Here is a 13,539-nt window from a genome sequence, read left to right as displayed (position 1 = left end):
CAGACCCGGATGTTTGCGAGCACATTGGCAAAGAGCGTGAGCACGACGCCCGCTCCATTGTCAGATAATTCGAGCAGAAAATGCCGATGTTTGCGAGCAGAGGCGCTTATGTTGGCAAGCCGCTACACCTAAGGGGACATTGCTGTCGCCGCCGACGCAGGCGCATTTCAGTTCACGGCGCTCAATGTAGACGGCCTTCAACACCGAAACGGCACCGATAGTGCCGATCACCAACGCGACCGGGATAGCCAGCCACAACAGAAAGCCGGCGATCATCAGGATCCCGGCAAGCGCTTCCCCGAATGGATAGAGGTAGGCATAGCGGACCCAGCGCTGGGCCAGCAGGTCGTAGCCGAGGAACATGTTGGAGAAGCTCTCGACGTCCCGAAGCTTCAGGATCGCAAGTATACACATGGAAATCGCGATAAACCATTCTAAGGCACGAGCGGTTAGAACGTCGCTAAACGCCGCCCAACTGGCTGCGAGGGCCATCAGCGCGGCCATGGCAAACACCGCGATCACCGGCTGATAGGTGACAGCCTTTGGATCGCGAACGGTTTTGCCGAAATGACGAAGCAGATCGTCGTAGCCGCCGACCCGCTGCCCATCGATGAATGTCTGGGGTGTTGTCTCAACCTCGTGCTCGGCCTTGAAGGAATCGGTCTCTTCGCGGGTTTTCAGCCAGTTGTCGTCAACAGAGAAACCCTCGCGTTTCAGCAGATCGAGGGACTTCAAGCCAAACGGACAGATGTGGTCGGGCATGACCATCCGATAGATCGTCGCTCTGCGCGAATGAGCATTCATCCGATCACCTCTAATATCTCTAGCGCCTTGCGCGATCGAACAGCTCGACGAGTTCGTCCAATTTCTGCTGTTGCTCACTCGCATCGCCGGACTTGATTGCATCCGCGACGCAGTGAGCCGCGTGATCACGAAGAATCTCGCTCTCAGCTCGGCCGAGGGCTGCTTTCACTGCCTGGATCTGATGCAGGATGTCGATGCAATAGCGATCGTCAGACACCATTCGCGCCAAACCCTGGACCTGACCGGCAATCCGGTTTAACCGAACGATCTTGGCCCGCTTTCTGTCGCCGCACATCGTTACCTCTCATACCCTAGGGGAGTATGTTCAACGATCGCGGTCCGCCATTGTTCCCTTACGACAGCGAAGACTTCGCCCGTACCGGCCCAAAGCGACGCCTAGGTTATGCAGTAAGGGCGAAAAGAGCGTTCAAAGCCCGGAGGCTTTGGTGAGGTTCACGCGGAAGCGATCACGCCGTCGCTGATAGCGTCGCGTCATCTCGGCCGAAGCATGGCCAAGCTGTTTCTGGACATAACGTTCGTCGACCTCGGCTGAAGAGGCGAGACCGGCGCGGAGGGAGTGACCGGAGAACTTGAAGGCGCGCTCGATCTCGCTGAGATTGCCGCGAACGCCGGCCGCCAGTGCGGTGCGCTTTACCAGCCGGGCGACCTCCTTGTCGTTCAGCCGCTCCGATCCGACAGCTTTCCCTTGCCCTGTCACGCGGCGAAAAAGGGGACCGTGGGCCAGCCTGGCGAACTTGATCCACATCTCGATCGCGGCGACCGGGCAGGTCGCGTCAGACGAGCCGCGACCCACCTCAACCTCCCGCCATCCGGTTTTTCCGCGCAGGGTAACGAGCATCCCCTTGTCGAGGATTTCGATCCAGCCGCGCCCGTCTTCGGTCTGGTCTGCCTTCAGATCAAGGCCAACGATCTCGGAGCGGCGAAGACCACCGGCAAAGCCGACCAGCAACATGGCGCGGTCGCGCAGGCCGCGCAGCGAACCGCGGTCGAGCGTCTCGACCATGGCGATGATGTCTTCAGCCATGACCGCTTCCTTCTGCACCGGTGGCTTGGCATGGCTGTTGCGAATGCCAGCCATCACGGTGGCGATATGCCGGTCCTTGCGATCGAGCGAGAGGCCGCGCTGGGCATAGTTCCAGGAAAGCGAGGAGAGGCGTCGTTCGATGGTCGAGACGGAGTTCGCTTTCGCGCCCCGTTCAGCCGTGCCGGAAGCGCAGGCCGTAATATAAAGCCCTACAGTTTGCGGATGTGGGGGGAGGGGAGTGAGATTCGAGCGCCGGCACCAGGCTGAAAAATGCTTCCAATCGGCGGCATAGGCTTTGCGCGTGTTGGCGGAACTGGCGGCTTCAACATAACCCCGGGCGCGATCAGCAAGGCTTGCAAGATGGGCGGGCGTCTGGTCCTGAATGGCGAGAGAGGGGAGGGGGCTATCGCCCGACACCCCCGGCGTGGAAACATCACGCTTCGGCGCCGTGCTGAGAGACGGCGCAGAGATCTCCTCGAAGTGATTTTCGGTTTTTTGCTCGATCATTTGGGCCATTTCTCTATTATGAGAAAAACGTCCGATAATGCAAGATTATCGGTCGTTTTAATGAAGCGACAAGCGCGGCGGTTTTAGGCCATTTTTGTTGCCAAAACCGCCGCCATGATTCATCCTTTTCGCGATGATTCTGCGCCCGAAACCCTCTCCGCGCCACCAAGGGCCGGTGCTCGCCGCCTCCGCGGCCACTCCGGCAGTCGCACTACCGGGCTGGCTGCGCCGCGCCGTTCCCGACACGCAAAGCCTTGTTTCGGAAGGGCTTGAGGACATCGCGATCACCGCGGGCGCCGCCATCGGCGCGCTCGACGCGGTGGTCCGCCGGCGGGAGAGATGGGCCGGCGCGTGGCGGCAACGGCTGGCGCTCGTCGCGGCGGCGGTGACGGCCAGGCAGGCCGGACGGGTGGAGGATGAAGCCGCCCTGCGCGACGCCGTGCTGCTCACGCGGCCCGGCGACGATGTCGGCCCGGCCGGCCGCATGCTCGTGGCCTGGCGCCGGCTGGCCACACGGCCAGCGGAGGAACTGCTGACGGAGGCGGGCATCGCCGGCATGCTCGATGCTCTGGGTCTCGCTCGCGATGACGAGACGGCGGCCGAACTGGCCGTAGAGCTTCGGCAGCTTGCGGCGACCGAAGGTGCGGTCGGAATGCTGATCGGCGCCTTTGCGGCCGCAGACCGGCGCGACCTTCCACGCACGGTTGGATGCTGGTTCGCGGACGTGCAGCTCGCGCAGCGGCTGGGCTGGACGCACGCCGTGCCGCTGCTCGGTGGCGAAGCTGCCGGCGCAAATGGTTCCGGCCGGCCGCGGCGCCCCTCCGCCGTCGTCGCGGCGAGCATCGAGGTGCTCCGTGAGCGTGCAAAGAGTCTGCTCGCCGCGCAGGCGCGTGCGGCGTTGCGGGCCGTCGACCTGTCGGCCGACATCGGGCGCCGGGCGGACCGCCTGATCGCCGTGGCGCCCGGTCTTCGCGCCCGAGGCGCGGACGTCGTCGTCGACCGGTTTTTGTCGGACGACGCGATCGTCGCCTCGGCAAAGACCGCCGGCATGAGCGACCGCAGCCTGCGCCGCCTGTTCGAGCGCCTGCTCAAACTCGGCGCCGTGCGCGAGCTCAGCGGCCGTGCCGCCTTCCGCATCTATGGGATTTGACGAGAATGGCGGAGGCGTCGCGAGCAAGACGAACGAAAGGCCGACCAGACGACGGTCTGTTTGATCGGGAGCTGGATCATCTGCCGCCGGAGGCGCGCTGGCGGGAATGGATGAATCGCGTCGAGGCGACCATCTTTGCGGCCAGCGAGCCGGTCGACCGCGAGACACTGGCGCGGATCGTGGGAAAGAACTGCAGCATCGATCTTCTCATCGACGACATCCGCGAGGAACTGCGCGGCCGCCCTTACGACCTGGTTGCCGTCGCCGGCGGCTGGAAGCACCTGACCCGGCCGGCCTATGCCGATGCCATCCGCAGGGCCGTCGGCGGAAGCGAGCGCGCCGTCGACCTGACGCAATCAGAAGTGCTGGTGCTGATGTGCATCGCCTATTTCCAGCCGATCACACGGGCCGAGTTGTCCACTTTCTTCGGCCGGGAGATCAGCCGAGACCTGATCGGCAATCTGCGCTCGCACGACTTCATCGCGTCAGGCCCGCGCGCGCCGCAGCCGGGCGCACCCTATACCTATGTCACCACCCAGGCGTTCCTGCTCGAGTTCGGGCTCGACACGCTGCGCGATCTTCCCGACCGCGAGGCGCTCGAGGACGCTGGTTTACTCAGCAAGGAAAAGCTGCTGGCCGGCGACATCATGCCGGGCTTTGCGGGCAACGAGGAGCGCGATGGACTCTTGGAAACCGACAAATAGGCGGTCCGTCGCCATCACTGGCGAGGAGACAGAGACTCGATGATGCGGCAGTCGGCGACGACGCCGCAACCGCACTGGTCGATCATGCGGTCGAGTTCCTTCTTGAGCGACCGGAGATCGGTGATCTTGCGCTCGACCTCCGCGCGGTGCTCCTTTGCGATCGCGTCGACCGCAGCGCAGGATTGGCCTCTATCATCGGACAGCGCCAGCAGGTCGCGGATCTGGTCGAGGGAAAATCCGAGATCGCGCGCCCGGCGGATGAAGCTCAGCCGGTTGAGGTGCGCGCGATCATAGGAGCGATAATTGCCCTCGGTGCGCGCCGGGGCCGGCAGCAAACCGGACTTTTCGTAGAAGCGGATCGTCTCGACCTTGGTGCCGGTCTCGCGGGCCAGATGGCCGATCGTCAGTGCGTGCGCGTTCATGTCTTGACCCTGTAGTCACTACAGACTGTAGCGTTATCTATCGGATGAAGGGCAGTCTGTCGAGGCGAAGACTATGAACAAGCAGATCTCGGTGGTCGCCTTGGCAGCCGCCCACACTGCCGCGATCGTCGCGATAGGTTACGTTCTGCTTGGCTTGGTGCCGATGGCGTTGTTCGCCTTCGGGTTTGTTGGCGGGTTGGCAATCTGGCTCGTCGCACGGGACGAGGCGACCTTCGCCGACATTCGGCTTCCCTACTTTCTCACCCTCGGCTTCTTCGTCCTGCACAAGATCGAGGAGCGCGAGCTGGACTTCTTTCCTGCGCTATCGCAACTGACCGGCGTGCCCGTGCCGCAGGAAGGGTCTCCTCTGGCCATCCTTCTCTATGTGCTGGCCGCGGCGTGGCTGCTGGTGCCGTTCCTGATGCTGCGCCGATACTCGTTCGGCCACTATCTCGCTTGGACGTTCTTCGTGTCGATGGGCGTGATCGAGCTGGCGCATTTCATCTTCCCTTTGTTCGAGGACCGCCCTTATGGCTACTTCCCCGGCATGGCCAGCGTCGTGCCGCTCGCGCCGGCGGCCTGGTGGGGCCTCTATCGGATGCTGGTTCCAGCAACAACGGATCGGACGAAACGAGCCTCTTGACCCTGTAGCGACTACAGGGACTAACTCTCGTGTCACCGAACAGTTGAGGTGACACGATGGCTGCAGCAAGCCCGCTCAAACTCCAGATCGAAGGCATGGACTGCGCCGCCTGTGCGTTGAAGATCGAGACCGCCATGCAGCGGTTGCCGGGCGTGAGCGACATCAATGTCAGCTACACCGGGGGCACCCTGGCGCTGAAGGTCGATCCGGACAGGACTTCGCAACGCACGATCGAGGAGAAGATCAGGGCGCTCGGCTACCAGCCGGCCGGCTCGGCGCAGGACGTCCAACCAGCTCTGCCGACAAAGCGCGTCACGGAGCCGTGGTGGCAGGGAACGAAGGCGCGGCTGGTGTTCATGACAGGCGCGCTGTTCGCGGCCGCGTTCGTCGCGAGCTTCTTCCTGCCCGAGTGGGATACCTGGCTCTATGCCGGCGCGGCACTTGTCAGCGTCGTGCCCTTCGCCCGCCGGGCAGTCGCCGGCGCGATGGAAGGATCGCCCTTTTCCATCGAGACGCTGATGACGGTCGCAGCCCTCGGGGCCGTCGCAATCGGCGAGGCCGAGGAGGCAGCCGTCGTCATCTTCCTGTTTGCGGTCGGTGAGCTTCTGGAGACAGTGGCGGCCGGGCGGGCGCGGGCCGGCATCGAGGCGCTGATCGACCTCGTGCCCCGCACCGCGTTCCGTGTCGGCGCTTCGGGCCGGACGGAGAGCGTTCCGGTCGAGGCCCTTGCTATCGACGACAAGGTCGTGGTTCGTCCCGGCGACCGCATACCCTCCGACGGCGTGGTCGAGGAGGGCTCGTCGGAGGTGAACGAGGCGCCGGTGACGGGCGAGTCCGTGCCGACCCTGAAGGAGCCGGGCGCCAAGGTCTATGCCGGCTCGATCAACGCCAATGGCGAGCTTCGGGTACGGATCACCCATGTCGCCGCCGACAACACGATCGCGCGTATCATCCACATGGTCGAGGAGGCACAGGAATCCAAGGCGCCGACCGCGCGCATGATCGACCGCTTCTCGCGCTGGTACACACCGGGCGCGATGGTCGTGGCGGCGCTCATCATCATCGTCCCGCCGCTCGCCTTCGGCGGCGACTGGATGACGTGGATCTATCGGGGTCTCGCCACGCTGCTGATTGCGTGTCCCTGTGCGCTGGTTATCTCGACGCCGGCAGCCATCGCGTCGGGTCTCGCCGCCGGCGCGCGGCAGGGCCTGCTCATCAAGGGCGGCGCGGCGCTCGAAACGCTCGGAAAGGTGGTGACAGTCGCCTTCGACAAGACCGGCACGCTAACGCGTGGCCATCCGAAGGTGACGGACGTGATCGCGCTGTCCGGGTCGGAAGATGATGTGCTGGTCAAGGCGGCCGCCGTCGAGAAGAATGTCAGCCATCCGCTCGGCATCGCGATCGTCGAAGCCGCGACGGAGCGCGGGCTGGAACTGCCGCAGGTTTTCGGCGGCGGTATCGCCGTCCCCGGCAAGGCCGTGACGGCCCGCCTCAAATCCGGCTTCACTTCGGTCGGCTCGCCGCGCCACGCCGCCGAGGAGACCGACATTCCGGCTGACGTGCGCGAGCGCATCCTGGCGCTCGAGAACGACGGCAAGACGGTCGTCGTGCTGATGGCGAAAAAGACCATCGAGGGATTGATCGCCCTGCGCGACGAACCGCGCGACGATGCGGCTAGTGGCGTGAAGCGTCTGAAGGATCGGGGCGTCCGGGTGCTGATGCTGTCGGGCGACAACCAGCGCACGGCGAACGCCATCGCGTCGGGGCTCGGCATGGAGGCCCGCGGCGAATTGTTGCCGGACGCCAAGCTGGCCGAGATCGGGCGGCTGAAGGAGGTGGGTCCTGTTGCGATGATCGGCGACGGCATCAACGACGCGCCCGCGCTCGCGGCGGCCTCGGTGGGCGTCTCGATGGGCGGCGGCACCGACGTGGCGCTGGAGACCGCCGACGCAGCGCTGCTGAAGGACCGCGTGGAAGGCGTCGCCGATCTCGTCGCGCTCTCGCAGGCGACCCTCGGCAACATCTGGCAGAACATCACCATCGCGCTCGGCCTCAAGGCGGTGTTCCTCGTCACCACGCTGTTCGGCGTGACGACGCTGTGGATGGCGATCCTGGCCGACACCGGCGCGACCGTGCTCGTCACCGCGAATGCTCTCAGGCTGCTCGCCTACCGACCCTCGAAGTAACAAGGATACCGATTTGCTGAGGACCACCCTTGCGGCGCTTTCCGCGTTTATCGCTTTCGCAACGCCTGCGATCGCCCACGACTACCAGGCCGGCGACATCGAGGTCGGCCACCCCTGGTCGCGGCCGACGCCGCCTGCCGCGAAGGTGGCCGGCGGCCAACTACTGTTCCATCTCATCAGCCGGCTCTACGAGCGAACCTCGATCGTCGTCACCACCAATCTCGCCTTCGGCGAATGGCCAAGTGTCTTTGCCGGCGACGCCAAGATGACCACGGCTCTGTTGGATCGTCTCACGCATCACTGCGAGATCATCGAGACCGGAAACGCTTCCTGGCGCTTCAAAAGCCGCTCTCAAAGCTAAAGCCGAAACCACTCTCAACCGCACCCGATCAGGCTGTGCAACCCCGACCAGCTACGCCTGATCGGGTGCTCGCCGTCGTGCCCTCACATCAAAACCGGGGTCCCTTTTGCGCGAAAATACGGGGTCCCGATTCCGCGATCATTGACAACAGCCGCTCGGCATAGGCATCGAGCTTGCTCGGCCGCTCCGGCACCCGAAAGCGGGGCTCCACCTCGTCGGATCGCAGGTATTTGCGGATCGTGTTCCGCGACAGTCCCGTGCGCCGGGCAATCTCTCGGATCGAAAGTCCATCCCGCAGATGCCAGCGCCGGATAACGCTCAGTAACGCCATGTCTATCACTCCAATGTCCCCTGCGCTCATCAAGCAGGGGTGGGTTCAAGCATGGGTCACTTCTCGATGGAAAAATCCCTCAATCCCGGGTCAGATCTCGGCGGAAATCAACAATCTATGCGTAAGATTGCTCGCGCTGTCGTTGCGGCGCTGGCCTTGCTGCTGGCAGCCGCCGTATTGGTTCCGAGAGGACCTATGGGCCACGGGTGGGACTGGCCGTGGCATGATTGGTATCATTCCAGCTGGGAGCGCAGTCGGCTTCATAAGTACGACGGTGAAACCCAAATGCCAGGACTGGCTGAGGATCCGGCAGTTAGTGACACCATCACGATACGTTCCACGTGATTCGACCAATGATCAGCGCTGCCATTACCCCATGCCTACTCAGGCACGACGCTAACGGTTCAGTGTCAGGTAAACGGCAAACGACAAAGATGGTGGATTTTATACGTATTGGTGTTGCGATGGTAGGAGCCCTTTGGAGGCTTCAGGCACAACCGGGTATGAGCCAAGAAAAGCATGGCGTGATTCCGCATGCACCGTTGCTGAAGACCATATTGCCCTGACACCGCGCATTTAGAGGTCACAGTCTATGAAGTCAAATATGCTCCGGGCGGGATCAATCCAAGGCACTTCCATCCGGCAGCTATTACGTTCTATGTCGTGTCAGGAGCGGGCGTTTGGCAGGAAGAAGGAAAAACACGGGTTACGCTGAATGCCGGAGACAGTTTGTTTGTTCCCGCCGGCACGATCCATTCCCACAGAAACCCGAGCACCGCGGACCATGTACTCTTCCTAGAGTTCATTGTGGCTGAGAATGACAAGCGACGCTCTATTCCACAACCGATGAAGAAGTGAGCTCGGGGGAAGTGGAGGTCATATTGGCATGCAATATTTCGTACTCAGTCTGTTCGATGAAAGACACGTAAACATTGAGACTCAATTTATGCTCTCAGAATATTTTTCTGTATCAATATTCGTTCCTGTCCAATGTTGATACTTGTCAGACTGAAAAGGGGTTCTGATGTGATGAATATTCCCGTCAACCTCCTTATAATCAGAATAAGCTTCTGTCTTCTTACTGTCTTTATAGCGACAGACACACACGCTGCAGGCAATTCGGTTTCGTCAGACGCCTTTAACACAGATGGGCCATGGGCTTTTAGAAACAGCCCGGGTAACAAAGGCGGAAAAACTGTCTATATCGACACGACCCAATCCAAGGAAAGCAGCGACGTCTGGTTGGGATTTACCTGTGGAGAAGATCGCAGGATATTTGCGTCGATTCTCGATCAGAGTGGCTTCCCGGTAGCGGTTGGGGACGACGTTTCCGTGGAAATAACGCTGGATTATTCTGCTACACCGTGGAATGCGACGGCAAAGAAGACCTCCGAAACCATCCTGACTTTTAATCCAAAGTTTAGCAATGATCTTTTTACATACGCCATTCATGCGCAAGCGCTGACAACGACATTTTTAAATAACGATCAGGCTATGCAGACACACAGCTTTCGACTCCAGCCAAATAGCATGGCCTTCCGGGGAATAATCGACACTTGCCTGCCGCGACATATAGAACTAGAACGGTCCTTGTAAGGTTGAACTGAACAGTGCCGGGCTTGCCGGAGGCCGTTTCGTTTGAGTCACGCTGCCATGGCCGCCTCTTCGAGCATAGTATAGTAGCGTGCCTCAGCTTTCGTCGGCGGGATGATGCCGATGGGCTCCAGCAGCGGGCGATTGTTGAACCAGTCGACCTACTCCAGCGTCGCGAGCTCGACGGCCTCGAAGGAGCGCCACGGACTGCGCCGGTGAATGGCCTTGGCTTTGTATAGGCTGTTGATCTCGGCGAGCGGATTGTCGTAGGAGCTGCCGACCGACGGCTCGACGCCGACCTCTGCTAAGCGCTCGGTTTATTTGATCGACACATATTGGGCGGATTCAACCGGTCATCGCAACACCTCATAGCGGGAGGTGTTTATGGCTACAGGAAGACGAAATCAGGGTAGTCCATCCTACTCTTCACGGCTGGTTCTGGACGGGTAAGGAAATTTGGGCTGTCAACCCGCCGTCCTGTCGGTTGCGCAAGGTCAGGCTGCCGCCATGCGCTTCCACGGCGGAGCGTGCAATGGCCAAGCCCAAGCCAATACCACCCGTTTCACGTGCACGTGACCCTTCCAGGCGGTAAAAGGGCTGGAATACCCGCTCCAGTTCTGCCGGATCGATACCGGGGCCATCATCATCAATCAATATGTCGATCGTTGAGGAATGGGTCGCGATGCTGGCCCGAACGGCCTGTCCGTATTTGGCGCCGTTTTCGATAAGATTAGTCAGCACTCGCTTGATCATGCTGGGATTGCATTCGTAGACGACTGGAGCACTCGGAGCCATATCAACCGGGAGACCGCTATCCGATAAGTCAGCGACAACGCTTGCCAGTAAAGCCGCAAGATCGATCCGACGCCTTGGGCCGAGCTGCGCTTCATCCCGGGCGAACTGCATGGTCGCCGAGATCATCGTGTTCATTTCCTCAATGGTCGCGAGCATTTTCTCACGGTCGTCGTCGTCAGGATGGGTTTCTGCCCTGAGCCGTAAAGTCGTCAACGGCGTGCGTAGATCATGTGATATCGCAGCCAGGATACGTGTTCTGTTCTCGATCAACTCACGGCGCTTCGATTGCATCTTGTTGAAGGCTCGTGCTGCCTGCCGGGTCTCGTGTGTTCCTTTCACCGGCATTGGTGGCGCATTGAGGTCTGTCTCGAACCGTTGTGCAGCCGTAGCCAGGTCATCCAGAGGGCGCACAACCGAGCGCACGAGCCAGGCAGACAGGCCTAGAATGACAACAGTCATGATCCCCATCGCTAACAATAGCTGCCGGGAGGCGGTATTTGCTCCGCTGGGGAATTGAGCAGAAAACGATAGCCATTCGCCATCCTTTAGCGGTACCGAAACCTGTATTTCATCGGTGTGCCGTGAGAAGCCCACATGGTGATGGGATCGCGCGCCGCCGTCAGCATGAGGATCGCCGGCCCTTCCATCGATCACCAGCGTAGCGACACGAGGTTCGGGAAGGCCGGAGGCGGCTGGCTGAGCCATAAGATAGTCGCGTACCGACAGAGCGACGGAATCATTGCCACCCTCTAAAACCAGCGGGCTGCCTGAAATCGATACCGAGAGCGATGGGTCGTTCGAAGCAGCTACGATCTTTTGCCGCCACTCAGGTGGAGCTTCATCAACGAGGCGGGCGAGATTGGCGATACGCTGCGCGATGGCATAGCCGCCCACCGCCCGTGTCGCCTCCTCACGATGACCATAGTAGATCAAGAATCCGGCGAGGTGCGAAACGATCAATCCGCCGAGCAGCACAGCCATTGTACGTCCAAACAGGCTGTCGGGCAGGATCCTTCTCATAGACGCGTCACATCGGCGGCGAACAGGTAGCCGCCGCCCCACACCGTCTTGATGATGCGGGGATCTGCCTGGTTTAATTCGAGTTTCCGGCGCAAGCGACTGACTTGGGTATCGATGCTGCGATCAAACAGGTTCGCTTGGCGTCCACGCGCCAGATCGAGAAGCTGGTCGCGGTTGAGCACGCGTCGCGGATGCTCGGCAAAGGCCATAAGCAGATCGTATTCACCAGTGCTGAGAGCCACCGAGACACCGTCATCGCCAATGAGTTCACGCGCATCGACATCGAGCTTCCAACGTTCGAAGGCATAGATGCGAGGCTGGGGAGCAGGCTCTTGCTGGCCACCGGGTGTCTTGCGACGCAAAACCGCACGAATACGGGCGACCAATTCTCGGCTACCGAAGGGCTTGCCGAGATAATCGTCCGCACCAAGCTCAAGGCCAACCACCTTGTCGATCTCGTCACTCCTCGCCGTCAGCATGATGATTGGAATATCGGACCGGCTCCGCACCTCCCTACACAGGGTCAAGCCGTCATCGCCCGGCATCATTAGATCAAGAACGATCAGGTCGATTTCGTTATTGACAAGCGCCTGCCGCATCGCGTTGCCATCGGCGGCCGTGCTCACCCGGAACCCGTCCTTCAACAACGCACGTGAAACCAGGTCGCGAATTTCGATATGGTCGTCGACAACAAGGATATGTGCGGCGGGCGGCGGAGCGCTATCCTTGTTGTCGTCTCGATTTTTCGTCATGCTTATCACCGTGGCATCGAGCTATTCAATTCCGATAAAAGGGTTCGGTCCAGCGGGAAGCCCCGGAAGCATGTAACGCGCCTTGGCTTGCTGTTCCGGCGTGAGCTTCGACAGCAGGGACTGCGCTGCGACCGTTATCGCAGCGGATTGCTTCTGCGCCTCCTCGTTCATGATCATGGCATCCACAAAGTGCGCGCCATGTGGACGAAACCATGAGAAAACCGGCAGGCTGTCCTGATCGCGCTCCACCGCCATGACCCCACCCTGCAAGGCTGCTTCATAGGTATCCCAGTCAGCCTCTTGCGCCTGGGTTATGCCCAATGTCGATTTCAATTCTCCCAATTGCGTCGGGTCCGCAAACGGTGGTTGGTAAGGATTGCCAGTCAGTGCGCCAACCCCACGTTCGATACCCTCCACCCAACGACAAAACCTGTGGCCGTAACCGCAACCATAGTCAAAGCCGAACTCGGCCATATGGGGATCCATATAGGGCGAGCCCGCAAAAGCGGGATAGAACATGGGAGTTCCTGGATGGCCAAGCACCCATAGGCCGATCAAAACGGCCGCCGCAGCCCCAAAGATATAAAGTCGTGGTCTGTTCATATCTATCTCCATCAATTTGCTCAGGGAGCGTTTCGAATGGAGGAGATTGAACAACCGCCATGTCTCTCAAGTTTTACAGCGACAGGGCAGTTTGTGACAAAGTGTGACAGATATCTGGCGGCCAATACGATCTGCGGCGGGCAGGCATATGGCCGTCGACCCAGGCCTCGGACATCGGGGGTTCCCTTTCGGTCAGGTTTAAGTCGCGAAACTCCACCTTATCCGACAGGCCCGGTGACCACTCGACACTCGGCAAAACTGGCAGCGAAATCCCACCGCCAAATCCACCCGCGTCGCTCCCCGAAATTACACCACAAACATGGACGCTATCCGAAAAGCGAGGCTCGAGACTGCCGATCGACTGGCCAAGTTCCTCGCCCTCATCGCGGTGGTCAGGTGGCGGATATTCCTTTCTCACCATGTCTGCACGAGAAAAGCCCGAAGCAGAACCGGAGACAATCCATACCCCGGCTGAAATCGCCACACTCAATAGCATCGACACAGCGCGCGCTACGCCGCGCATCCAACGCAGGACCCTTGCCTCCTATCTGATCCAGATCGCCATGCTCGGTGGCTACCTTGCTCGCAAACACGATCCACCACCCGGAAATATGGTTGTCTGG

General features: G+C 60.8%; 13 protein-coding genes and 4 pseudogenes. 7 read left to right on the top strand and 10 right to left on the bottom strand.

Features of this window, described 5'->3' with window-relative positions:
* Nucleotides 1-60 precede the first annotated feature (60 nt).
* The 3 genes from HV823_RS21445 to HV823_RS21435 all read right to left on the bottom strand — a co-directional run bounded on the left by HV823_RS21445 (nucleotide 61) and on the right by HV823_RS21435 (nucleotide 2,365).
* Nucleotides 61-762 (bottom strand): MauE/DoxX family redox-associated membrane protein, encoded by a 702-nt coding sequence (locus HV823_RS21445; RefSeq protein ID WP_425487684.1) that lies wholly within the window; start codon nucleotides 760-762, stop codon nucleotides 61-63.
* A 61-nt stretch (nucleotides 763-823) separates the two neighbouring features.
* A complete protein-coding gene (locus HV823_RS21440) occupies nucleotides 824-1,099 on the bottom strand; it encodes a metal-sensitive transcriptional regulator (protein ID WP_176951739.1) in 276 nt (91 codons plus the stop codon).
* A 132-nt stretch (nucleotides 1,100-1,231) separates the two neighbouring features.
* A complete protein-coding gene (locus HV823_RS21435) occupies nucleotides 1,232-2,365 on the bottom strand; it encodes a site-specific integrase (RefSeq protein ID WP_176951738.1) in 1,134 nt (377 codons plus the stop codon).
* Between the two features lie 124 nt (nucleotides 2,366-2,489).
* Here HV823_RS21435 and HV823_RS21430 point away from each other — a divergent pair, with 124 nt between their 5' ends.
* Together HV823_RS21430 and scpB are read left to right on the top strand one after the other, a co-directional pair.
* Nucleotides 2,490-3,506 (top strand): DUF1403 family protein, encoded by a 1,017-nt coding sequence (locus HV823_RS21430; RefSeq protein WP_176951737.1) that lies wholly within the window; start codon nucleotides 2,490-2,492, stop codon nucleotides 3,504-3,506.
* A gap of 5 nt (nucleotides 3,507-3,511) precedes the next feature.
* Entirely contained in the window at nucleotides 3,512-4,210 is a 699-nt protein-coding gene (gene scpB, locus HV823_RS21425; protein ID WP_176951736.1) for an SMC-Scp complex subunit ScpB, read from the top strand.
* Between the two features lie 14 nt (nucleotides 4,211-4,224).
* On the opposite strand, the gene HV823_RS21420 is transcribed toward scpB, so the two are convergent.
* Nucleotides 4,225-4,632 (bottom strand): MerR family transcriptional regulator, encoded by a 408-nt coding sequence (locus HV823_RS21420; protein ID WP_176951735.1) that lies wholly within the window; start codon nucleotides 4,630-4,632, stop codon nucleotides 4,225-4,227.
* Between the two features lie 73 nt (nucleotides 4,633-4,705).
* Between HV823_RS21420 and HV823_RS21415 the strand changes: the two genes are divergently transcribed.
* From HV823_RS21415 to HV823_RS21405, 3 genes and pseudogenes are all read left to right on the top strand, one after another.
* Nucleotides 4,706-5,275 carry a hypothetical protein gene (locus tag HV823_RS21415; RefSeq protein ID WP_176951734.1) on the top strand — a complete coding sequence of 190 codons (570 nt, stop codon included), beginning with the start codon at nucleotides 4,706-4,708 and terminating at the stop codon, nucleotides 5,273-5,275.
* Nucleotides 5,276-5,331: 56 nt separating this feature from the next.
* Nucleotides 5,332-7,461, top strand: a complete 2,130-nt coding sequence (locus HV823_RS21410; RefSeq protein WP_176951733.1) for a heavy metal translocating P-type ATPase — start codon at nucleotides 5,332-5,334, stop codon at nucleotides 7,459-7,461.
* Between the two features lie 148 nt (nucleotides 7,462-7,609).
* Nucleotides 7,610-7,822: pseudogene (locus HV823_RS21405) on the top strand (ATP-binding protein); the annotation flags it as partial.
* A 124-nt stretch (nucleotides 7,823-7,946) separates the two neighbouring features.
* On the opposite strand, the pseudogene HV823_RS21400 reads toward HV823_RS21405, so the two are convergent.
* Nucleotides 7,947-8,153: pseudogene (locus HV823_RS21400) on the bottom strand (helix-turn-helix domain-containing protein); the annotation flags it as partial.
* Nucleotides 8,154-8,735: 582 nt separating this feature from the next.
* On the opposite strand from HV823_RS21400, the pseudogene HV823_RS27400 reads away from it, so the two are divergent.
* Both HV823_RS27400 and HV823_RS21390 read left to right on the top strand, forming a co-directional pair.
* Nucleotides 8,736-9,011 (top strand): annotated as a pseudogene (locus HV823_RS27400) (cupin domain-containing protein); the annotation flags it as partial.
* Nucleotides 9,012-9,182: 171 nt separating this feature from the next.
* Complete coding sequence (locus tag HV823_RS21390) at nucleotides 9,183-9,749, top strand: hypothetical protein (protein WP_176951732.1); 567 nt, start codon at nucleotides 9,183-9,185, stop codon at nucleotides 9,747-9,749.
* A gap of 47 nt (nucleotides 9,750-9,796) precedes the next feature.
* Here the strand turns inward: HV823_RS21390 and HV823_RS21385 are convergent.
* The 5 genes and pseudogenes from HV823_RS21385 to HV823_RS21365 all read right to left on the bottom strand — a co-directional run.
* Nucleotides 9,797-10,087, bottom strand: a pseudogene (locus HV823_RS21385) (IS3 family transposase); the annotation flags it as partial.
* A gap of 85 nt (nucleotides 10,088-10,172) precedes the next feature.
* Nucleotides 10,173-11,522 carry an ATP-binding protein gene (locus tag HV823_RS21380; protein WP_176951731.1) on the bottom strand — a complete coding sequence of 450 codons (1,350 nt, stop codon included), beginning with the start codon at nucleotides 11,520-11,522 and terminating at the stop codon, nucleotides 10,173-10,175.
* A gap of 35 nt (nucleotides 11,523-11,557) precedes the next feature.
* Nucleotides 11,558-12,313, bottom strand: coding sequence for a response regulator (locus HV823_RS21375; RefSeq protein WP_176951730.1), 756 nt, complete (start codon nucleotides 12,311-12,313; stop codon nucleotides 11,558-11,560).
* Nucleotides 12,314-12,334: 21 nt separating this feature from the next.
* Entirely contained in the window at nucleotides 12,335-12,916 is a 582-nt protein-coding gene (locus tag HV823_RS21370; RefSeq protein WP_176951729.1) for a hypothetical protein, read from the bottom strand.
* 73 nt (nucleotides 12,917-12,989) lie between these two features.
* Nucleotides 12,990-13,439, bottom strand: a complete 450-nt coding sequence (locus tag HV823_RS21365; protein WP_176951728.1) for a hypothetical protein — start codon at nucleotides 13,437-13,439, stop codon at nucleotides 12,990-12,992.
* Between the last annotated feature and the right edge of the window lie 100 nt (nucleotides 13,440-13,539).

Source organism: Mycoplana rhizolycopersici, from assembly GCF_013378445.1.
Lineage (GTDB): Bacteria > Pseudomonadota > Alphaproteobacteria > Rhizobiales > Rhizobiaceae > Mycoplana > Mycoplana rhizolycopersici.
The sequence above is the reverse complement of the archived record's forward strand: the minus strand, read 5'-3'. Positions and strand labels throughout refer to the sequence as shown.

Bases quoted from the DNA above. Each gene is read 5' to 3' on its own strand.
- HV823_RS21420 (WP_176951735.1), bottom strand. From the start codon at position 4,632: ATGAACGCGCACGCACTGACGATCGGCCATCTGGCCCGCGAGACCGGC.
- HV823_RS21440 (WP_176951739.1), bottom strand. From the start codon at position 1,099: ATGTGCGGCGACAGAAAGCGGGCCAAGATCGTTCGGTTAAACCGGATT.
- HV823_RS21430 (WP_176951737.1), top strand. From the start codon at position 2,490: ATGATTCTGCGCCCGAAACCCTCTCCGCGCCACCAAGGGCCGGTGCTC.
- HV823_RS21410 (WP_176951733.1), top strand. From the start codon at position 5,332: ATGGCTGCAGCAAGCCCGCTCAAACTCCAGATCGAAGGCATGGACTGC.
- HV823_RS21375 (WP_176951730.1), bottom strand. From the start codon at position 12,313: ATGACGAAAAATCGAGACGACAACAAGGATAGCGCTCCGCCGCCCGCC.
- HV823_RS21365 (WP_176951728.1), bottom strand. From the start codon at position 13,439: ATGCGCGGCGTAGCGCGCGCTGTGTCGATGCTATTGAGTGTGGCGATT.
- HV823_RS21435 (WP_176951738.1), bottom strand. From the start codon at position 2,365: ATGGCCCAAATGATCGAGCAAAAAACCGAAAATCACTTCGAGGAGATC.
- HV823_RS21390 (WP_176951732.1), top strand. From the start codon at position 9,183: ATGAATATTCCCGTCAACCTCCTTATAATCAGAATAAGCTTCTGTCTT.
- HV823_RS21370 (WP_176951729.1), bottom strand. From the start codon at position 12,916: ATGAACAGACCACGACTTTATATCTTTGGGGCTGCGGCGGCCGTTTTG.
- scpB (WP_176951736.1), top strand. From the start codon at position 3,512: ATGGCGGAGGCGTCGCGAGCAAGACGAACGAAAGGCCGACCAGACGAC.
- HV823_RS21415 (WP_176951734.1), top strand. From the start codon at position 4,706: ATGAACAAGCAGATCTCGGTGGTCGCCTTGGCAGCCGCCCACACTGCC.
- HV823_RS21445 (WP_425487684.1), bottom strand. From the start codon at position 762: ATGCCCGACCACATCTGTCCGTTTGGCTTGAAGTCCCTCGATCTGCTG.
- HV823_RS21380 (WP_176951731.1), bottom strand. From the start codon at position 11,522: ATGGCTGTGCTGCTCGGCGGATTGATCGTTTCGCACCTCGCCGGATTC.